18 protein-coding genes are annotated in these 20,099 nt (G+C 40.4%); 10 read left to right on the forward strand and 8 right to left on the reverse strand.

Translation table 11 applies throughout. The annotated features are described in order from the left end of the window. Window positions 1-47 precede the first annotated feature (47 nt). The 6 genes from AC3B5S_RS03640 to AC3B5S_RS03665 all read left to right on the forward strand — a co-directional run bounded on the left by AC3B5S_RS03640 (window position 48) and on the right by AC3B5S_RS03665 (window position 7,593). Window positions 48-1,691: a peptide ABC transporter substrate-binding protein gene (locus AC3B5S_RS03640; protein WP_489790079.1), complete on the forward strand. Its 1,644-nt coding sequence runs from the start codon at window positions 48-50 to the stop codon at window positions 1,689-1,691. Between the two features lie 184 nt (window positions 1,692-1,875). After that, complete coding sequence (locus AC3B5S_RS03645) at window positions 1,876-3,516, forward strand: peptide ABC transporter substrate-binding protein (RefSeq protein WP_489790080.1); 1,641 nt, start codon at window positions 1,876-1,878, stop codon at window positions 3,514-3,516. A 79-nt stretch (window positions 3,517-3,595) separates the two neighbouring features. Continuing rightward, window positions 3,596-4,531 carry an oligopeptide ABC transporter permease gene (gene opp3b / locus AC3B5S_RS03650; protein WP_489769262.1) on the forward strand — a complete coding sequence of 312 codons (936 nt, stop codon included), beginning with the start codon at window positions 3,596-3,598 and terminating at the stop codon, window positions 4,529-4,531. Then, window positions 4,531-5,550 carry an ABC transporter permease gene (locus AC3B5S_RS03655; protein WP_489757032.1) on the forward strand — a complete coding sequence of 340 codons (1,020 nt, stop codon included), beginning with the start codon at window positions 4,531-4,533 and terminating at the stop codon, window positions 5,548-5,550. Before opp3b ends, AC3B5S_RS03655 begins: the two co-directional genes overlap by 1 nt. A 13-nt stretch (window positions 5,551-5,563) precedes the next feature. Then, window positions 5,564-6,640, forward strand: coding sequence for an ABC transporter ATP-binding protein (locus AC3B5S_RS03660; RefSeq protein ID WP_489757031.1), 1,077 nt, complete (start codon window positions 5,564-5,566; stop codon window positions 6,638-6,640). Next, window positions 6,640-7,593, forward strand: coding sequence for an ABC transporter ATP-binding protein (locus AC3B5S_RS03665; protein WP_489757030.1), 954 nt, complete (start codon window positions 6,640-6,642; stop codon window positions 7,591-7,593). The genes AC3B5S_RS03660 and AC3B5S_RS03665 overlap by 1 nt, the downstream gene beginning before the upstream one ends. Window positions 7,594-7,663: 70 nt before the next feature. Here AC3B5S_RS03665 and AC3B5S_RS03670 read toward each other — a convergent pair whose 3' ends face one another. The 7 genes from AC3B5S_RS03670 to AC3B5S_RS03700 form a co-directional block, all read right to left on the reverse strand. Continuing rightward, window positions 7,664-8,824 (reverse strand): MFS transporter, encoded by a 1,161-nt coding sequence (locus AC3B5S_RS03670; protein WP_489774708.1) that lies wholly within the window; start codon window positions 8,822-8,824, stop codon window positions 7,664-7,666. Between the two features lie 13 nt (window positions 8,825-8,837). Beyond that, window positions 8,838-9,944 (reverse strand): o-succinylbenzoate synthase, encoded by a 1,107-nt coding sequence (menC, locus tag AC3B5S_RS03675; RefSeq protein ID WP_489774707.1) that lies wholly within the window; start codon window positions 9,942-9,944, stop codon window positions 8,838-8,840. Continuing rightward, window positions 9,934-10,743, reverse strand: coding sequence for a 2-succinyl-6-hydroxy-2,4-cyclohexadiene-1-carboxylate synthase (menH, locus tag AC3B5S_RS03680; RefSeq protein ID WP_489790081.1), 810 nt, complete (start codon window positions 10,741-10,743; stop codon window positions 9,934-9,936). Before menH ends, menC begins: the two co-directional genes overlap by 11 nt. Next, window positions 10,733-12,460 (reverse strand): 2-succinyl-5-enolpyruvyl-6-hydroxy-3-cyclohexene-1-carboxylic-acid synthase, encoded by a 1,728-nt coding sequence (menD, locus tag AC3B5S_RS03685; protein ID WP_489790082.1) that lies wholly within the window; start codon window positions 12,458-12,460, stop codon window positions 10,733-10,735. The genes menH and menD overlap by 11 nt, the downstream gene beginning before the upstream one ends. Window positions 12,461-12,501: 41 nt before the next feature. Then, a complete protein-coding gene (locus AC3B5S_RS03690) occupies window positions 12,502-13,773 on the reverse strand; it encodes an isochorismate synthase (RefSeq protein ID WP_489790083.1) in 1,272 nt (423 codons plus the stop codon). A 500-nt stretch (window positions 13,774-14,273) separates the two neighbouring features. After that, window positions 14,274-14,945, reverse strand: a complete 672-nt coding sequence (locus tag AC3B5S_RS03695) for a C40 family peptidase (protein WP_489769267.1) — start codon at window positions 14,943-14,945, stop codon at window positions 14,274-14,276. A gap of 153 nt (window positions 14,946-15,098) precedes the next feature. Then, window positions 15,099-15,647, reverse strand: coding sequence for an AAA family ATPase (locus AC3B5S_RS03700; RefSeq protein ID WP_489790084.1), 549 nt, complete (start codon window positions 15,645-15,647; stop codon window positions 15,099-15,101). A gap of 327 nt (window positions 15,648-15,974) precedes the next feature. Here AC3B5S_RS03700 and AC3B5S_RS03705 point away from each other — a divergent pair, with 327 nt between their 5' ends. Continuing rightward, a complete protein-coding gene (locus AC3B5S_RS03705; RefSeq protein WP_489757022.1) occupies window positions 15,975-16,199 on the forward strand; it encodes a DUF2187 domain-containing protein in 225 nt (74 codons plus the stop codon). A 57-nt stretch (window positions 16,200-16,256) separates the two neighbouring features. Here AC3B5S_RS03705 and AC3B5S_RS03710 read toward each other — a convergent pair whose 3' ends face one another. After that, window positions 16,257-16,877 (reverse strand): LVIS_2131 family protein, encoded by a 621-nt coding sequence (locus AC3B5S_RS03710; RefSeq protein ID WP_489757021.1) that lies wholly within the window; start codon window positions 16,875-16,877, stop codon window positions 16,257-16,259. Between the two features lie 418 nt (window positions 16,878-17,295). Here AC3B5S_RS03710 and nrdH point away from each other — a divergent pair, with 418 nt between their 5' ends. The 3 genes from nrdH to nrdE are packed head-to-tail and all read left to right on the forward strand — an operon-like array spanning window position 17,296 to window position 20,061. Beyond that, window positions 17,296-17,529 carry a glutaredoxin-like protein NrdH gene (nrdH, locus tag AC3B5S_RS03715; protein ID WP_489774703.1) on the forward strand — a complete coding sequence of 78 codons (234 nt, stop codon included), beginning with the start codon at window positions 17,296-17,298 and terminating at the stop codon, window positions 17,527-17,529. Beyond that, window positions 17,529-17,906 (forward strand): class Ib ribonucleoside-diphosphate reductase assembly flavoprotein NrdI, encoded by a 378-nt coding sequence (nrdI, locus tag AC3B5S_RS03720; RefSeq protein WP_489769269.1) that lies wholly within the window; start codon window positions 17,529-17,531, stop codon window positions 17,904-17,906. Before nrdH ends, nrdI begins: the two co-directional genes overlap by 1 nt. After that, the gene (gene nrdE / locus AC3B5S_RS03725; RefSeq protein WP_489774702.1) at window positions 17,887-20,061 is read left to right on the forward strand and encodes a class 1b ribonucleoside-diphosphate reductase subunit alpha; all 2,175 of its coding nucleotides are present in this window, start codon (window positions 17,887-17,889) and stop codon (window positions 20,059-20,061) included. The genes nrdI and nrdE overlap by 20 nt, the downstream gene beginning before the upstream one ends. The last annotated feature ends 38 nt before the right edge of the window (window positions 20,062-20,099 follow it).

Here is a 20,099-nt window from a genome sequence, read left to right on the forward strand (position 1 = left end):
ATTAGTCGGTACACTTTGAATAATCTTTTAGTAAGGAAGTGATGTTGATGAAGTTTACTAAAATGCTCTTAGTAAGTAGCACTTGTTTATTAGCCGGTAGTTTATTAGCTGGTTGTCATTCTCAGAATCAGTCTCAAACTAGTTCCCATAGTACAGTTAAATTTATGGCTAAAGATGTCATTGCCACGATGGATCCCTCTTTAAATACCGATGTGATTGGTTCCCAAAACCAAGGTAATACGATGGAAGGATTATATCGCTATCATGGCAAGCAATTAGAACCCGCCATGGCCACGAAAATTGTGACCCCGACCAATAACGGTTTAACCTATACTTTTCCTTTAAGGAAAAATGCCAAATGGTCCAATGGTCAACCCGTAACTGCCCAAGATTTTGTCTATGCCTGGCAAAGAACGGTCAATCCCAAAACCAAATCCCAATATGCTTATGCTTTTGAAAATATTGTCAACGCCAAGGATATTTCCGCGGGCAAAAAAGCCGTAACCACCATGGGCGTGAAAGCCTTAAATCGACATACATTACAAGTTCAACTGAATCAACCGGTTCCTTATTTTAGTCAATTAATGACGACTCATGCTTTTTTACCTCAAAATCAAAAAAACAATGCCAAGTGGGGCAAAAAATATGGCACCAGCTCCAAAACATTAGTGTTTAACGGGCCGTATAAATTAATCAATTGGAGTAGTCCCGATACTACTTGGACTGAAGTTAAAAATAATCAGTATTGGAATGCTTCCGCTGTTAAAGTTAAAAAATTACAATACCAAGTGGTCAAAGATCCCTCAACCGCGTTAAATCTTTACCAATCCAAGAAATTAGACGATGTGGTTTTAGGTGGCGACACAGCCAAGCAAATGCGTAAAGATAAAGCCTATAATATTGTGAAATTAAACGCGACTTTCTATATCCAAACTAATCAAAGAAAAGACCCGCTGTTTAAAAATGCCAAAATTCGCCAAGCCCTATCTTTGAGTTTGGATCGCCCCCAGCTCACTAAACAAATTTTAGGTGATGGTAGTTTTCCGGTTTCGTCAGTCACTCCCAAGCAAATGGCCTATAACCCCAACAATAAACAGCAAGATTTTGTGCAAGCTACTAATAAATCGGGGCAAAAATATACCACGTACAATCCGACTTTAGCCAAAAAATTATGGCGTCAAGGTTTAGCTGAAAGTGGTCAAACTAATAAAAAATTCACTTGGACCTTGTTAGGTGATGATACTGATGGTTCCAAAAAGCAAGGCGAGTTCTTACAAAACCAATTAGAAAAATTGCCAGGCGTCAAAATTAATTTGAATAACGTTCCCTTCAAAAGTCGCTTAAGCAAAACCGATGCGGGTGATTTTGATTTAGTTGTAACTGGTTGGAGTGCTGATTATCCCGATCCAATTAATTTCTTAACACTGTTCACTAGCGATGCCAGCAACAATGATGGTCACTGGAACAATAGTAGCTATGACAATCTCGTCAATAAGAGTTTAACCACTGATTCCAACAACGCCACCAAACGTTGGCAGGATATGGTCCAAGCTCAAGATATTTTAAATGAACAACAGGCTGTCTTACCGTTGTACCAAAAAGGTGAAGCTCACTTGACGAGCTCACGTTTAAAGGATGTGCAATACGACCCGGCTGGTAAATGTGATGTGTTAACTTTAAAGATTAAATAACTACTGAACTATTTTCTCATGACATTTAAATGTTTATTAGTAAGTTTATTCGACTTATTAATAAGCATTTTTTTGATTGAAGCTAGATTAGTTGGCCCATGAGCAATTTTTAAGATTACCCGTTTACTTTTAATCTTAAACATTGTAAACTTAACTAAATGCTTATGAATGAGGAGAGGTTTTTATGAAGTTAAAACAAGTGTTAGTTGCTAGCACAACAGCACTCGTTAGTATCGGTGTTTTAGCTGGTTGTGGCTCTTCCAAATCAGCTGCACCTTCTGATACTGTACGAATTATGCGTAAAGATGTGATCGCCACCATGGATTCTTCCATGAATACTGACGTCATTGGTGCCCAAGCACTAACTGATACAATGGATGGTTTATATCGCTACCATGGTAAAGATGTGAAACCAGCGATTGCTACTAAGGTAGTTAAGCCAACTAACAATGGTCTAACCTATACTTTCCCATTACGTAAAAATGTTAAATGGTCCAATGGTGATCCTGTAACTGCCAACGATTTTGTCTATGCTTGGCAAAGAACAGTTAACCCTAAGACTAAGTCGCAATATGCTTATATCTATGAAGGTATTGCCAACGCCAAAGCTATTACTGATGGCAAAAAGCCGGTTAATTCCTTGGGCGTTAAAGCTTTAGACAAGCATACCTTGCAAGTTAATTTAGAAAAACCAATTCCTTATTTTAATGAATTAATGACTTCATCAACTTTCTTCCCACAGGATAAAAAGGTTGTTAATAAATGGGGTAAGAAATACGGTACTAGTTCTAAAACGCTAGTCTTTAACGGACCTTATACTTTGAAGAAATGGAATGGTCCAGACAATACTTGGAATGAAGTTAAGAATCCGAACTATTGGGATGCTAAACGCGTTAAGGTTAAAAAGCTGCAATACCAAGTAGTTAAAGATCCTTCCACCGCGTTAAACTTATACCAATCGAATAAACTTGACGATGTGACCTTAACTGGCGATACTGCTAAGCAAATGAAGAATTCTAAGGGCTTTAATGTTAAGAAAATGAATGCTACTTTCTACATGCAGATGAACCAAAAGAAAGATCCCGTCTTTAAGAACCAAAAAATTCGGCAAGCTTTAGCAATGTCGATTGACCGTCAGCAATTAACTAACAAGATTTTAGGCGACGGTAGTGTGCCACTATTATCCACTACTCCTTCGGATATGTCTTATGATCCCGCTAATAAATCCCAAGACTTTGTCAGTGAAACCAAACAAAGTGCCAAAACTGCTGAATACAATCCTACCAAAGCTAAACAGCTCTGGAAGCAAGGTTTAGCCGAAACTGGCAATACTGGTAAGAAGTTCAACTTGACTTTATTAGGTGATGATACTGATTCTGCCAAAAAACAAGGTGAATTCTTACAGAATGCCTTTGAAAAACTACCTGGTGTTAAAGTTACCCTGAATAACGTGCCGTTTAAGAGCCGTTTAACCCGTTCTACGAATGGTGACTTCGATTTAGTCGTAACTGCTTGGAATGCCGATTATCCTGATCCATCGAACTTCTTAACCCTCTTTAACACTGGCGCAAGTAATAACGATGGCAATTGGAGTAATAGTCAGTACGATAACTTAGTTAATAAGAGCTTAACTGACGATGCCAATAATGCCACTGCACGGTGGAATGACATGAAGCAAGCTCAGGATATTCTGAATAAAGAACAAGGAATTATCCCACTATATCAAACTGGTGAAGCCCATATGACCCGCTCAAATGTGCAAAACTTGAATTATGGTCCATCAGGTAGCTACGATACAGCTTCACTTCGTGTTCATAAAAAATAGCAATTATTAATTCATGAAAACGGAGTTACAGGTAACGCTGGAACTCTGTTTTTGTTTTATATCAAAGGAGTTGGTGACATTGACCAAATATATACTCAAGCGTCTTGGTTACATGCTTTTAACACTATTTATTGTTGCTAGTGTGACCTTCTTCATGATGAAATTGATGCCTGGGACGCCCTTTTCGAATCAGGATAAACTCTCGGCAGCACAATTAAAAATCATGAACGAACAATACGGTTTAAATAAACCCATTTGGCAACAATATGTAATTTATATTGTTAACTTATTACACGGTGATTTTGGAACCTCGTTCCAATTTAATAATCAACCCGTACTCTCTTTAATCATGACCCGCTTAAAGCCTTCCATGTTGATTGGGGCACAAGCCATGATTATTGGTTCACTCCTTGGTATTTTATTGGGAGCCATTGCTGCGATTAACAAAAATAACTGGATTGATAGTTTAGCTACTTTTGTTTCCATTGTGGGCATTTCGATTCCAAGTTTCGTCTTAGGTGTTTTGTTACAATTCTTCATTGCCTTTAAATGGCATCTGTTGCCCATCGCGTTGTGGAATGGTTGGCAGTCTAGTATCTTACCGTCTCTAGCATTAGCCGTTTCGCCGTTGGCCCAAACCGCGCGCTTTATGCGGACGGAAATGGTTGATGTCTTAAATAGTGATTATATTGAATTATCCAAAGCTAAGGGAAATACCCGCTGGCAAACCGTGGTTAAACATACTCTGCGGAACTCTTTAATTCCAGTTATCACAATTTTAGGACCGTTAACTGCTAATATCTTAACTGGTTCTTTGGTGGTTGAAAACATTTTCTCCATTCCTGGTATTGGGGAACAATTCGTCAAGTCAATCATGACCAACGATTACCCCACGATCATGGGCTTAACAATTTTTTACTCCATCATGTTCATGGTAATGTTATTAATTACTGATATTTTATATAGTATTATCGATCCACGTATTCGCTTAACTAATAGTAAGGGGGCTAACTAATGGCTGATCTCAAAATCACAGCTGATAGTTTTGAAAAACTCAGTAGTGACCAAACTCAAAATCAGGAAAAAATTAGCGCACCTTCATTAACTTTTTTCCAAGATGCCGTGCGGCGTTTAAGAAAGGATAAAGTCGCGGTCGTTTCGTTTATTGTTTTAGTCTTAATTGCGGTCGTAGCTTTTTGTGCCCCGATTCTTTCACCCAGAGACCCGAACGCGCAAAATCCCGATTACGCCAATTTACCTCCCCGTATTGCCAATACCAATATTCCAGGTTTTCGTGGAGAAATTAAGAATGCTGCTGGCATTAAAACTAATCCTTATGAAACCAATAATGTGCCGAAGAATCGGACTTACATTCTAGGGACTGATTATCTTGGACGTGATTTATTCTCACGAATCCTTTATGGAACGCGTTTATCACTAATTATTGCGGTAGTTGCCACCTTGGTCGACTTATTAATTGGTCTACCTTACGGGATTATTTCCGGTTGGAAAGGTGGGACGGTGGACTTAGTTCTGCAACGCATTATCGAAATTATTTCTTCCGTGCCTAACTTAATCATTGTTATCTTGCTGTTATTAGTCTTAAAACCGGGACTTTCTTCGATTATCATCGCGATTGCCTTTAGTAGTTGGGTCACGATGGCGCGACTCATTCGAGCGCAAACTTTACAGTTAAAAGAAGAAGAATATATTTTGGCTTCGTTAACTTTGGGTGAATCACCCTTCAAAATTGCGATGAAGCATTTAATTCCTAATTTATCTTCAACAATCATTATTCAAACGATGTTTTCCATTCCCAATGCCATCTTCTTTGAAGCTTTCCTCAGTTTCATCGGAATTGGGATTCCAGCTCCAAACGCTTCATTAGGTACCTTATTATCTGATGGTCAAAAAGCTTTCCGGTTCTTACCATATCAAATGTGGTACCCCGCTTTAGTCCTTTGTATTTTAATGATTGCCTTTAATTTATTTGCTGATGGCTTACGCGACGCGTTTGATCCAAAATCAGAATAAGGAGGTTGACATAATGGCGAATAATATTCTAGAAGTTAAACATTTACAAATTGATTTTAAAACTTTTGCCGGTACTGTGAAGGCTATTCGAGATGTCAGCTTTACTTTACGTAAGGGTGAAACGCTCGCCATCGTTGGTGAATCCGGTTCCGGTAAGTCCGTTACTACCAGAAGTATCATGGGCTTGTTAGCTTCTAACGCCCAAATTACCAATGGGGAAATTTTATATAAAGGTAACGACTTACTCAAAGAATCAGAAAAACAAATGGATCATCACCGTGGGAATGACATTTCAATGATTTTCCAAGATCCGATGACTTCGTTAGATCCAACAATGCCGATTGGTAAACAAGTAGCAGAACCACTGCGAATTCACGGCAAAATTTCCAAAGAAAAGGCGCTCAAACGTGCTCAAGAAGTTCTTGAATTAGTCGGTATTCCGAATGCGAAAGAACGGATGAAAGATTATCCCCACCAATTTTCTGGTGGCCAACGGCAAAGAATTGTGATTGCTATTGCCATTGTCAATTACCCTGAAATCTTAATTGCTGACGAACCGACCACGGCTTTAGATGTTACCGTGCAAGCCCAAATTATTGATTTAATGCGCGAACTACAAGAAAAACTTGAAACTTCAATTATTTTTATTACGCATGACTTAGGTGTGGTGGCCGGTATTGCCGATCGCGTGGCTGTGATGTATGCTGGCAAAATTATTGAATATGGCACAGTTGATGAAATCTTTTATCAACCAAAACACCCTTATACTTGGGGGCTATTAAGTTCAATGCCTACGTTAGATACTAAAGGCACTAAGCTATCATCCATTCCGGGCACGCCACCAGACTTATTGGATCCACCCAAAGGCGACGCTTTTGCCCCCCGGAATCCGTATGCTATGAAAATTGATGTGGAAGCTCAACCACCATTCTTTAAAGTCAGCGATACACATTATGCGGCTACGTGGTTATTGCACCCCGATGCACCGAAAGTTGAGCCCCCTGCTGCTATTGTCAAACGCGCACAGGAATATGATCATTTACTCCACAATGGTCAAATAACTGATCCCATTGAGGGAGGAACCAATTAATGAGTGACAAGAAAAAGATCGTTCAAGTTCAACATTTAAAACAGTATTTTAGTCCTGGTAAGCCTAATGAAGTCCGGGCGGTTGACGATATTAGTTTTGACATTTATGAAGGTGAAACCTTCGGCTTAGTCGGTGAATCTGGTTCGGGTAAAAGTACTACCGGTCGCAGTATTATCCGCTTATACAATCCAACTGCCGGCAAAATTTTGTTTGACGGTCAAGATGTAAGTCAAATCAAAAATCATAGTGCTGAAATGTTAAATTTTCGGCGGGAAATGCAAATGATTTTCCAAGATCCATATGCTTCCTTAGACCCGCGGATGAAAGTAAAAGATATTATTGCTGAAGGTTTAGACATTCACCACCTCGTTAAAAATGACCAAGAACGTGATCAACGTGTTAACGATTTGCTCAAAATCGTAGGTTTAAATCCTGATCATGCAACTCGTTACCCGCATGAATTCTCGGGTGGGCAACGCCAGCGGATCGGCATTGCGCGCGCTTTGGCTGTTGATCCTCAGTTTATTATTGCTGACGAACCAATTTCTGCGTTGGATGTTTCCATTCAAGCACAGGTAGTTAACTTAATGAAAGACATTCAAAATCGCAGTAATTTAACTTACCTCTTCATTGCCCACGATTTATCAATGGTTAAATATATTAGTGACCGCATTGCCGTAATGCATCAAGGCAAGTTAATGGAAATGGGTGATGCTGAAGAAGTTTATAATCACCCATTGCATCCTTATACTAAGAGCTTACTGTCCGCGGTGCCTACGCCAGATCCCGAATTAGAGCGGCAGCGCACCCGAATTGCTTATGATGCTTCCATTGAAGATAGTAATCCGGATCACCAACGTAAATTACGCGAGATCACTCCTGGACATTCTGTTTTTTGTACTGAAGAAGAAATTACTCACTATCAACAATTAGCTGCACAACAACAAGCATAAAAGCTGCTACCACAGCAAATAAGCCATGAACTCAATTAGTTCATGGCTTATTTTGATGGAATAACAACCATCAATGTTTTGGCGACAGCAGATTGAAGCAACAGCAAGCGATGATTAAAACAACAATACATAAAGCAAACAGCCAGTGGTAACTTAACTGGCCAATAATGACCGCACCAAAAATGGGACCCAATGCTTTACCGGCGGCTGTAAACATTTGCACGCGCCCTTGAAAATAGCCACTCATGGCCGTAGGCGTTTTGGCAGCTACCCAACTTGAGATACCGGGATATAACAGAATTTCGCCTAAAGTTAAAATCCCCATCGCAATAAAATAACCCACATACTGGCGATTACTCAATAAGAAAACAAAGGAACCAATAAAAAGCACCAAGCCAACATTTAATCGCGCCCTTAAATGCTGCATCAAAAACTTGTCAAAATGCGTAATAAATGGTTGGCAGATCACAATCACAATTGCGTTAAAAGTCCAGAGTAAACTATAATCTTTGACTTGATAACCTTGACCAACCATAAAAGTGGATAGATTACTTTGCCATTGTGTATAGACCAGCCACGCACACAAAACCGTAATTAACGCGCCCACGATTTTACCGAAGTAGCCTTGCTGACGTTGTTGTACGACTTTAGTACCAGCAGTTTGTGTAGCAGGAGTAATTTGAATCCGATAAAAACAAAAAACCACTATTAAAAAGATAATCTGAATCAAAACTGCGGCCAAAAAAACTGTCGCAATACCCAATGGTAAGATATAGCCCACAATGGCTGTGCCAATCACAATGCCAAGATTTAACATGAAATAGGTGGCATTAAACACGTAACTAGCCGCCCGTTTGGTGACATGCGTCGCCAAGGAATTTTCACAAGTGGCGGAAATTCCATTCGCAAAACCAGACAGTGTAATTAAAATTGCGTAACTGGGCCAACCATGCCAAATTACCAAACATCCTAAAGCCACAATATTGAGACTAACACCTAACAAAATCGTATAGTACGGATCCCAATGATCAAATAAATGGCCTCCTAACACATTACCTGCCATCGTGGCAACTTGGTTAATACATAAGACCACCGCAGCTGTAACCAAACTTTGATGTAGAGTTTCATGCATATAAATAGTGTTCAAAGGCCAAATAAAACTCATGGCGATACTCGTGATTAGCGTCCCCAATAATAGCCACTTTAAATCAATGGTTTGCGTTCGTTTCATAACTTACTCCTATTTATAAAGTTGGTTGTTGCTGTAATAACTGTTGATATTCCGGTAATAATTGTACTCCCAAACCAATTTTTTGTGGCACCTGTAACTGGCCCTGATTAAACAATAAACTCGTCGTATAATCATGCTCATAATAGCGACTGTTGGCCGATAAATCACCCGGAAAATTAAAATTGGCTAAGCTAGCGAGTGCTAAATTAGCGGCCCGACCAATCCCACCTTCTAACATACCGCCACACCACATTAGAAATTTTCGTTGCGTTTGCGCTGGAATTAACTGCAAAACTGGGGTAATGCCCCCCATCACTGCTAATTTAACACTAACGATTTGACATTGTTGCAGTGCCACGGAGGTCAAAGCACTGCGAACATCCTCAATCGGTTCATCAAAACACAGCGGTGTTTGCATTTGTTGTTGTAGGTCAGCACTTTGTTGGAATTCACTGGGTGCAAACGGATCTTCAATAAAGGTTAATTTTAATTGATCGATTTCATGCGCTAAGCTTTTTGTCCACCGCAAACTGCCATTAGCGTCCAACGTTAAATTAAAATCGGGCATGCTTTGGCGTAATTGTTGAATACGCTGTAAATCTTGATTACCATTGACCTTGATTTTAATTCGGGTATAACCAGCTTGGAGTGCCTTATTCACAGCAGTGCGCGTTGCCGCTAAATCCTGCAAGCCGACACTAATGCCTACCGGTACTTGTTTTTTATATGGTAAGCCACTAATATCCGCCAAGACCGCGGCCAAACTTTGGTGCCGTCTTTGTGCAAATAAGTCCCACATTGCCATATCTAGAGCGGCTTTCGCAAAGTTATTAGCTTTGACTGCTTGTAACTTATGCCACATTTGCTTAGGATCACTAAATTCTTGGTTCTTAATTAACGGCCATAAAAATTGCTGTAAAACACTTACGGCCATGGCTTGGGTTTGTGCGGTATAAAATGGGGTTTGAAAAGCCTCAATTTCCCCATAACCCCAATTGCCTTGTTCATCAGCTAATGCCACTAAGGTGACGGGGCGTTTTTGCATGGTTTCATGTGCGGAAACAAACGGTTTCTTTAATGTTAAAGTTAATGGTAATAATTTTAACTGTTTAAGTTGCATCGGCTAAACTCCGTAAAATCATTCGGTAAATCTTAGGCTGCTCTAAATGCACATTATGGCCGGCCTGTGCCACTACGTAACGTTGAACTCGTGGTAGTTGTTGCGCTATTTGTTGCGTTATTTTCCGAAACTTTGCATCTTGCGCTCCAGTAATCAACGTTACTGGTAAGGATAATTGAACCAATTGAGGCCAAAAATTCGGCATTGCCCCCGTTCCCATCCCTAATAAACTGGCTGCTAAAGCTTTGGGATCTTGAGTTAAACGTTGTTGTCGAATCTGAGCTTGTAATTGGGCTGGCAACTGCCGTTGGGAAGCAAACAATGGTAGTTGCTCCCACTGGTTAACAAATTCGACTAACGGTCGCGTTTGTAATTGATGCGCTAACAGAGCATCATGCGCCCGCCGGGCTGTTTGTTGGTCAACAGTTTTTAGTCCTGCGGTACTACTTTCTAAAATCAAATTTAATAACCGTTTGGGATAAGCGAAAGCATACCCTAATGCCAAGCGGCCACCCATTGAATAACCTACAAGATTAATTGGTTGATAACCCAGTAATTGCTGCAATAACTGCTCTAAAACTTGCACTTGTTGTTCCATGGCATAAGTGGAGGCAGTGTAAACTTTGGAAGTTTGCCCATGACCTAGTAAATCAATATACCAACTCGTCCCCGGCAATTGTGCTCCAATACGCGCAAAATCGGCACCACTTCCCATAAAACCGTGCAAAAATACCCAATGAGGCGTTGCTTGCCCCGTTTTAGTAACATAAAAAGTTTGCTGTGCTATTTTAATTTTCATGAAAGTCTTGCTCCCAAAAAGTAGCCACGGCCGCTTTAATTTGACCATCAATTTGTGTCAATAACGGACGCTTAGTCGTGACTTCAATAATGGTCAAACCCGTCTGCTCTTGTGCCAGCAATTGTGCCAATTCGCTTTGCTTGTGTGCGCGATAATATTGACCACCAAATAACTGCGCTACATCGGCAATTTGATAATTTAAAGGAGTGCCAAAAACTTTTTCAAATTGTGTGGGCTCTTGCGCTTGTGGCAAAAAGGAAAAAATGCCGCCCCCCTGATTATTTTGCACAATGATTGTTAGTTGTAGTTTTTCTTGGCGCGCCATCATTAAGCCGGTTAGGTCATGGAAAAAGGCCAAATCACCAATGTATAAGTATGAATTTTTTGACCGCTGACTAGCCATCCCTAACGCGGTCGAATTGATCCCATCAATTCCGTTTGCACCTCGATTAGCCAACACTAACTGTGGCTTGGTGGGAGCAAAATAATCATCAATTTCCCGAATTGGCATGGAATTGCTGACAAACAAAGCGGAATCCGCTGGGAGATTCTGCCCTAAGGTCCAAGCAATTTGCGGTTCCGTTAATGTCGTCGACGAAGTAACAGCTTGCGTTATAACTTGACGCAGTCGGCGATCAAGTTGTTGCCATTGAGCCAACCAAGTACTTGGACTGGGTGGTAATTGTAAAGCGGGCAATAATTGCTGTGGCGCTAAGGCGATCGCGATGGTCGTATTTAACGTATGGTCTAATTGAGCGCGATTAGCATCTAAATAAACTACCGGAATGGTCGTTTTTGCCAGCCAATCACTTAAGGCGGCAGAAACCGGTGTTGCTCCCAAGCGAAGAATTACCTCTGGCTTTAGGTCAGCAGGCCAAGAATTCGCTTGTTGAAACAACCAATCGCCAGTAGTTAAGACCGCTTCCTGTCCTCGCAAGCAACTCAAAGGATCCGCAATAATCGGCCAATTCATCGTGTGCGCAAATTCCAGGACACTAGCAGTATCTTGTTGCGTCCCCACCTGCGGGCCCGCAAGAATGAGGCCTTTTTTATTGCGTAACAAATCCTGAACTTGCTGAATTAATTGTGGACTGGCTACTTGGCCCTGCCATTGTTGGGCTACTGACAGCTGGGCAGTTGGTAATTCTTGTGCGGTCGCGGGCAACAAGGGCTTGCGCAACGGTAAGTTAAGGTGTACAGGCCCTTGGGGTGTTTGTAAAGCTAATTGCACAGCTTTTTGGGCAATATAACTAAAATATTTTTGGGCCTGGGTAGGTAAAGTTGCTTGAGGCGTTGGTAGTTGGTAAAAGGCCTTGACTTGTTGACCGTAAAGACGTTCTTGAGTCAACGTCTGTGGCGCACCAACTTGTTGCAGTTCGGGGGGGCGATCGGTCGTCAGAATTAATAAGGGAATATTGCTGGCCTGGGCTTCACAAATTGCTGGATAATAATTAGCCGCAGCCGTGCCTGAAGTACAGACTAATAACACCGCCTGTTTTTTAGTTTTGGCAATGCCCAACGCCAGAAAAGCCGCCGAACGTTCATCAACATCTACGTGTAACGTTAACCGTTTTAAATCTGCAAGTTTACCTAATAAAATCGCCACCGGCGTCGAACGTGAACCCGGTGATAAAACAACTTCGGTAATCCCGTTGGACAAAAAAGTTTCTAAAAATGGTGTTAATTGTTGTGTTAAATAATTTTCACCAATGGTCATTGTGATTACTTCCTTCGATAATTTTACGAATTAATCCGTGTTTACTTTTGTAAAGCTTGATATAGTGATTGTAATTTCAGTCCCGTCTCTTTTTGCTCTGAAGCAGCCTGGGAATCGGCTACAATCCCTGCCCCAGCAAAGAAAACCAATTGCTGATCTTTGATTAAAGCGCTCCGAATACCAACCGCAAATTCGCCGGTTTGTTGAGCGGATAAATAACCAATGGGGGCCCCAAATAAACCACGAGCATGGGGTTCCAACTGCCTGATTAATTCTACCGCTAATTGTTGGGGCATCCCGCCCAAGGCGGGCGTTGGATGCAATTGTGCAATAATCGACCACGGCTGAACTAGGCCGCGACCTGTAATCGGGGTGTACAAATGTTGCAAATTAGCAGTAGTTAAGATTTCCGGCGTTGCTGGTGCTTGCACCGTCAATTGCGCTTGCTGTAAAACTCGTTTAATCCCTCGAACTACTATATCATGCTCTTGGCGGTTTTTGGCATCATGTAATAATTCGTGGGCCAATTGTGTTGCCTTTTGTTGATCAACATCATTGGCAATCGTACCAGCCACTGCACCGGTTTGTACCATCTGCGCTTGGAAACTAGCTAACCGCTCCGGCGTAATACTAATAAAACTAGCTCCTGGCACACTTAATAAAATATGATATCCTGGTTGCTTTTGACTCAAATAAAGCCAAACTGCTACCCAGTTGGTAGCCGCACATTGAGCCGTAGCCTGTCGTGCTAAAACTACCTTTTGTAATTGTGTTTGCTTAATTTGTGCTACTGCTGTTGCTACGGCAGTTGACCATTGATCCACTGCCTGTTCTTGATAATTAACTAGCTGTACCGCCTGGGGTGCCAAATTCGGTAACTGCAAAATAGTGTTAATAATTTCGTTTAACTTGGTTTCATCCGTGGCAATTACTGTTAACTGCCATTGTTGAGCTGTTTGAAAAAAACTGACTTCTGGGATGAAGGCAATTCCGTTTTGTAAAGCGCCCCAAGTTGAGTTCCGGGAATCTTTCGGATCAAACAAAAAACTACCAACTAATTTAACATCTTCCCAACTACTAGAAGGTGTTAACTGTAACGTCGTTTGAGCTTCTTGTAATAAATTTTGTGCTGCGCCCATAGTAATTGGTTGGGAACTCTTAGCCTGCAAAACGCTACCAGCCGTAAATAATTGTTGCGTGCGCGGCGGATTTTCCCACAAAAAAATTTGGGTCTGCTGCGCCAACCACTGCAAAATTTGGGAACGTTGAATTTCAGGCGGTAAAACTGTTGTATATACTTTTAATTGTGTCATGGATTGCTTCTCTTTTCTATCATACAATACTGCGACAAAAACCGGTTAAAAGTTGAGGATTAACCTAACCTAAAAGCTTAAGTCGGTCTTTGACTTGAGTTTTTAGGTGTAGTTAAACGCAAACTTTTGGTTTTTGGAGCGCTAATAAACACACTGCGACAAGTGTCGCTTAAAAGCCGCGGACTAACCTAGAATAAACAATTAAGTTGCGGTTTTTAACTTGATTATTTATTCGTAGTTAGACACAGGCTTTTGACACTTGGAGCGCTAGATCAATACTGCGACCAGCAGCGCTTAGAAGTTGAGTATAGCCTAGATAAAGGACTTAAGTTTTGCTTTGTAAACTTGAAGACTTATTCGTAGCTAAACGCGGACTTCTGCTGTTTGGAGCGCTAATAAACACACTGCACTTCATATCGCTTAACGACCAAATATTTTTACACAATAAAAAAACCAGCTACAATTGCCGCTGGTTAACTTAATTATTTATTGAATTGGTTTTAGTTAATTGCCCGCACACCAAATGATGGATAGAAGTAACCAGAAATTGTGGAAACTTGAACACCTTGACCAGGTTGTGGAGCATGAATGTATTGATTATTACCAATGTATAAACCAACATGATAAGAATTACCTTGTGAACCCCAGAAAACTAAGTCACCAGGTTGTAAATCATTTACAGAAACCTTCGGACCAGCACTTTCTTGCGCTACTGTGTAACCACCAATATCGACACCTAAAGCTTGTTTAAAGACGTAATACATTAAACCGGAGCAATCAAAGGAATTTGGTCCTTTAGCGCCCCAAACGTAAGGCTTACCGCCTTGAATTTGTGCCATGTTAATTACTTTTTGAACTTTCGCATTCCGGGCTTCTGTCATGTCTGTAACATCATTAGCTGGAATCCAATCATTTTGACCTAAGTTATACCATTGACCATCAGCACTAATTTGTGTCACAGCCCAAGAAGATCCGTTCGAAACATATTGTCCAGTTAAAGTGCCAGCATTATTTGGTTGGCTCCGCAAACCGACTTGATTGTTGCTAGTAACAGTCACACCATCACCAACATTAGCAGCTTGTGCGTCTTGATTATGACTTAAAAATGTAGAAGTAGAAATACCAATAACACCTGCAGCAATTAAACTAAGAAAATGTTTTTTAGAAATCATGAAAATTGTTCGCCTCCGAGAATAAGTAACAAGTTATTTTTACGAGAATTGATTTGAATTTAATTTGGAAATAACTTAACAATCAAAATAGTACACTTCTTACATTGCAATCATGTTACAAACAAACAAACAAACCGTTACAAATCCCGAATTTTATGACATCTTTGTAATCAATTGATCAATGGTCTGCTTTAATTGGGGCCAAGAATCATTAATCAAAACCAACGCTGTACCTTTTAAAGCCTTCGGCAGTTGCAAGTCACGCGCAAATTCTTGACTGGTTAACCGCTGGTGAATTGCTGCCGTTTGATCCCCACGCTGCAACAGCCGTTGCTGTAAAACTTGCCGATCAGCAGTTATAAACCAAATGACTACTTGCTGGGGATAAGCTTTTAAATACGTCAAAGCACCTTTAGTGTCTAAAACGATACTAACTATCTCAGCTTTCGCAAAAGCCCGCTGTAAGCCCTGGCGCGAAGAGCCATATTGATGGTGAGCATATGTAACTTGTTCTAGATAATCATTTAAGAGAAAACTCTGGGGCGTCTCAAAATAGTAATCCACCCCATTTTGCTCGTTAACGCGTTGCGGACGCGTCGTATGCGTTACAACACTCGGAATTTGGTATGCTTGCGTCAAATAATGACTGACGGTCGTCTTACCTACACCGCTCGCACCGGTAATAACAATAATCTTTTTCATTAATTTACTCCTTTTAAATTGTTCAATTAAAGAACCCAGGCCAAAAGTAAGCCTTACTTTTATCGTTCCAACTTCCAATTAACGACCGGATAATCCTTCTTTGGCAACTATCTGTGGTAAGATAGTACTTAAGAATTCTACCGACCAGGAATTCTGGTAGCTCTAACTTTTTAAGCTACTGTTGCTTGATAGTGCTCAACCTTTGGCGTACAATCTTTCCAAGAATTTTACCAAAATGGGAAAAACACCAAGCTTGGCGCACTATCAATGGTCTTCGCTTAAACTCAAAACCAACTCCACGTTTAATTAGTCCAGGAGGAACTACACATGAAAATTGCCAATATTAAAGTCGGCGACAAATTACAAGGTTCAGTCGAAGAAGATTTAGAAAAGCCCTTCGTTGGCACGGTTGAAAAGATCTATACCAATGCCGTTTTATTAGACATTGAAGACTTTGATCCACAAGATAGTGATAACGTCGTTGAACTGAACCATAAAATTGTGATTAATGCTCAAAATTTGAAAAAGCTGCCCAAAAAAGCAGCTAAATAAATAACCATAAGAAAAGTTCCTCAATTTGACTCATTCAATAGTCATTGAGGAACTTTTTTAATCCAATGTTTTAACAAAAGTGGTTCCAGGAATACGAATCAATGCATAATCCGTCGCTACATTACCGGCATGAACGCCTAAGCCGTTGCGCCAGTTATTCTTATAATGAGCCACCATCATCATCACATATGCTTGCTGATATTTTTGATCATAGCGTTTCGTATTTGGCCACGGATAGTTCTTCGCGTTTAAACTAGCTGATTGATTACCATCTAAAACTGAGGCATTATTGCCCGGAATACTGTACTTAGCTCCTTGGACCCAATAATTATAATACTTAACCGTTTTTTTATTGTCTGCTGACTTAACTTCTACATAATAACCTTGACCATTCTTGGTCTGCATCACTAGAGGTTTAACCGTATAGCTCAATTGAACGCGCTGTGTATCTTTCACATCAACTTTATCTAAAAAAGTCATATAAAACATAAAGCCCACTAACACAAAAGCGCCAATAAACTCACAAAAATCCCAGCAGACATTGCCTAATGAGTGGTGCTTGCGGTGCACGACAATCATTTTTAAATGACGGCGTCGAATATCAAAGATAATCACCGCTACCAAACAAAAAACAATTAACCACGCGCCAACCCCTAATAAATTCCAGTTTAATTGCATCCTGCTTTCTCCAAACTCCAGATAAATTTAATTAGATTTATTATAGCTCACTTTCACACTGACTGCACTGTCCAAGTCTAGTGAAAACCTTCCGACCTACGTAACTGTCATCAGCGTAATTGAAAAAAACTTAATAAAAAAATTACTTGACTTATGCAGCGAACAAATGTTTTTTATTTTTTTCTTACCCAAAATCCAAGCCTGGCAACCACACTATCATGTGGTTCGATTTCGAATCAAACACAATATATTGTATTTTGACTAGTAGGGTTTTATAATTGGGCTCAGTTATTCCGATCAAAAGTTCCGCAGCAACAACTGGTTAACTAATGCCAGTACAACTCAACTGTGAAACTTTTAATCGAAAATTGATCGGTGCGCACTACCGTGATTTTTTCATCATTAAGGAGGTTTTTTCATGAATCAATCAGTAAAGATTTTTACCAAAGATGGCTGTATGCAATGTAAAATGACCAAACGTTTTTTGAATGATCACCAAATTCAATTTGAAGAACATAACATTAATCAACAACCTCAGGCCTTAACTTACCTCAAACAGCAAGGATTTCAAAGCGTCCCCGTCGTAGTCACGAATAATCAGCCCCCGATCATTGGTTTTCGCCCGAGTGAATTGAAAGCACTGGTGCAATAATGCAAATTGCTTACTATACAATTACTGGTCAAACCCGCCGTTTTATTCAAAAAGTTAAGCTACCTGCTTACGAGATTAATGATGCTAATCCTTATCACGTCATGAACGGTCCGTACTTGTTAGCTGTGCCCGCTTATGATGACAATATGATGGATGCGGTCATTGACTTTTTAGGTTTTCAAAATAATGCCCAACAATTAGTCGGTGTCGTCGGCAGTGGTAATCGCAACTTCAATGAACTCTACATTCATACTGCCAAAGATATCGCTGCTGGCTTAGGTGTCCCCGTTGTTTTCGATTATGAATTTAACGGCACCGCGGCCGATGTTAAAAATTTCAGGAAAGTAGTGGAGCAACTTGAGTCTAAACAACATTGATATCGCTAAAGTTAATTACTTTAAACTAAATAACGAATTAAATATTCCGGTTAACGGACAGATCCCTTTAGATCGTGACCAAGCCGCACTCCAGGCTTTCTGGCAAGAAAATGTTCAACCTAATCTGAAAATGGAACCAGATATATTAAGCCAGTTACAAAAGTTAGTGCAAGCTGATTATTTAGAAGCAGCTTTTTTAAAGCAATACTCGCCAGCTTTTATTAAAGAACTTTACCAATATTTACTGCAACAACATTTTCAGTTTAAATCCTTTATGGCTGCTTACAAATTTTACAATCAGTATGCGTTAAAAACCAACGATGGTGCCTACTATCTAGAAAATTATGAACTCCGGGTGTTAAATAATGCTTTATATTTTGCAGACGGTGATGAGCAACTCGCACACCAATTAGCTGATGAAATGATTCATCAACGTTATCAGCCCGCCACGCCTTCGTTTTTAAATGCGGGTAAAAAGCGCCGCGGCGAGTTTGTTTCGTGCTTTTTAATCCAAATAACTGACGACATGAATTCCATCGGTCGTAACATCAACAGTGCATTACAATTGTCGCGTATTGGCGGCGGTGTGGGTATTACCTTGTCTAATTTGCGAGAAGCTGGCGCCCCCATCAAAGGGGTTGAAGGTGTTTCGAGCGGTGTTTTACCCGTGATGAAATTATTGGAAGATAGTTTTAGTTACAGTAATCAATTAGGGCAGCGTCAAGGAGCAGGAGCTGTTTATCTCAACGTTTTTCATCCCGATATTTTAGACTTTTTATCTGCTAAAAAAGAAAATGCGGACGAAAAAATCCGTGTCAAAACCCTCTCCTTAGGCATTATTGTCCCTGATAAATTTTATGAATTAGTGCGCCAAGACGCGCCAATGTATTTATTCAGTCCTTACAGTGTGGAACGTGAATACCACCAGCCCTTTTCTTACGTTGACATTACTCAAGAGTATGACAAGTTAGTGGCTAATCCCAAAATCAAAAAATATCAGATTAGAGCACGTGATTTGGAGCTAGAAATTAGTAAATTACAACAAGAATCTGGCTATCCTTATATTCTAAATATTGATACCGCCAATCGCCACAATCCGGTAGCGGGCAAAATTATTATGAGTAACCTGTGCTCCGAAGTTCAACAAGTCCAAACACCATCTTTATTAAATGACAAACAAGACTACGTGCAATTGGGACAAGATGTCAGTTGTAATCTTGGTTCAACGAATATTCCCCAATTAATGACTAGTCCAGACTTTGGTCAATCCGTGCGCGTCATGACCCGTGCTTTGACTTTTGTCTCCGATCATTCACAAATTGACGCCGTACCGTCGATTAAACACGGTAACGAGCTGAACCACGCCATCGGCTTAGGGGCGATGGGGTTGCATACTTTCTTAGCAACTCACCAGATTGAGTATGGCTCACCACAAGCCCTCGAATTTACCAGCGTTTATTTTATGCTCTTAAATTATTGGACTTTGGTCGAAAGCAATCAGATTGCCCGTGAACGACACAGTATGTTTCACGATTTTGCCAAATCCAAGTACGCTGACGGTTCTTATTTTGCGAAATATACGCAGCGCTCCTTTGCACCGCAAGATCCCCAGGTGCAAGCTTTATTTAAAGATATTTTTATTCCTACTCAAAAAGACTGGCAATTATTACAACATAAAGTCCAAGCGACTGGTTTGTACAATGCCTACCGCTTAGCCGTGGCTCCTACGGGTTCAATTTCTTATATTGATGATACTAGTGCCAGTTTGCAACCAATTACCTGGTTAGTGGAAGAACGCCAAGAAAAAAAGAACGGCAAATTATATTTTCCAGCACCACATCTGACTAACGATACTATTCCTTACTATCGTTCTGCCTATGATACCGATATGCGCAAAGTCATCGACACCTACGCCGCTGCGCAAGAGCATGTCGATCAGGGCTTAAGTCTCACTTTGTTTATTCGTTCCAGCATTCCGGAAGGTATGTACGAATGGAAAACGCCCGCTGAGGAGAATAAACAAACCACCAGAGATTTAACTATTTTGCGTAATTACGCCTATTACAAAGGGATTAAATCACTTTATTACGTGCGTACCTTTACCGATGATAACTCAGAAATTGGCGTAAATGAATGTGAAAGCTGTTCAATCTAACAAGTTGTGACAAGAAGCGTTTAACAGTTGAGTATAGC

It is taken from the genome of Bombilactobacillus sp. ESL1094 (genome assembly GCF_058107425.1).

Coding starts and splice junctions, on each gene's coding strand:
- AC3B5S_RS03640 (WP_489790079.1), top strand. CDS start 48: ATGAAGTTTACTAAAATGCTCTTAGTAAGTAGCACTTGTTTATTAGCC.
- AC3B5S_RS03645 (WP_489790080.1), top strand. CDS start 1,876: ATGAAGTTAAAACAAGTGTTAGTTGCTAGCACAACAGCACTCGTTAGT.
- AC3B5S_RS03655 (WP_489757032.1), top strand. CDS start 4,531: ATGGCTGATCTCAAAATCACAGCTGATAGTTTTGAAAAACTCAGTAGT.
- AC3B5S_RS03660 (WP_489757031.1), top strand. CDS start 5,564: ATGGCGAATAATATTCTAGAAGTTAAACATTTACAAATTGATTTTAAA.
- AC3B5S_RS03665 (WP_489757030.1), top strand. CDS start 6,640: ATGAGTGACAAGAAAAAGATCGTTCAAGTTCAACATTTAAAACAGTAT.
- AC3B5S_RS03670 (WP_489774708.1), bottom strand. CDS start 8,824: ATGAAACGAACGCAAACCATTGATTTAAAGTGGCTATTATTGGGGACG.
- menC (WP_489774707.1), bottom strand. CDS start 9,944: ATGCAACTTAAACAGTTAAAATTATTACCATTAACTTTAACATTAAAG.
- menH (WP_489790081.1), bottom strand. CDS start 10,743: ATGAAAATTAAAATAGCACAGCAAACTTTTTATGTTACTAAAACGGGG.
- menD (WP_489790082.1), bottom strand. CDS start 12,460: ATGACCATTGGTGAAAATTATTTAACACAACAATTAACACCATTTTTA.
- AC3B5S_RS03690 (WP_489790083.1), bottom strand. CDS start 13,773: ATGACACAATTAAAAGTATATACAACAGTTTTACCGCCTGAAATTCAA.
- AC3B5S_RS03695 (WP_489769267.1), bottom strand. CDS start 14,945: ATGATTTCTAAAAAACATTTTCTTAGTTTAATTGCTGCAGGTGTTATT.
- AC3B5S_RS03700 (WP_489790084.1), bottom strand. CDS start 15,647: ATGAAAAAGATTATTGTTATTACCGGTGCGAGCGGTGTAGGTAAGACG.
- AC3B5S_RS03705 (WP_489757022.1), top strand. CDS start 15,975: ATGAAAATTGCCAATATTAAAGTCGGCGACAAATTACAAGGTTCAGTC.
- AC3B5S_RS03710 (WP_489757021.1), bottom strand. CDS start 16,877: ATGCAATTAAACTGGAATTTATTAGGGGTTGGCGCGTGGTTAATTGTT.
- nrdH (WP_489774703.1), top strand. CDS start 17,296: ATGAATCAATCAGTAAAGATTTTTACCAAAGATGGCTGTATGCAATGT.
- nrdI (WP_489769269.1), top strand. CDS start 17,529: ATGCAAATTGCTTACTATACAATTACTGGTCAAACCCGCCGTTTTATT.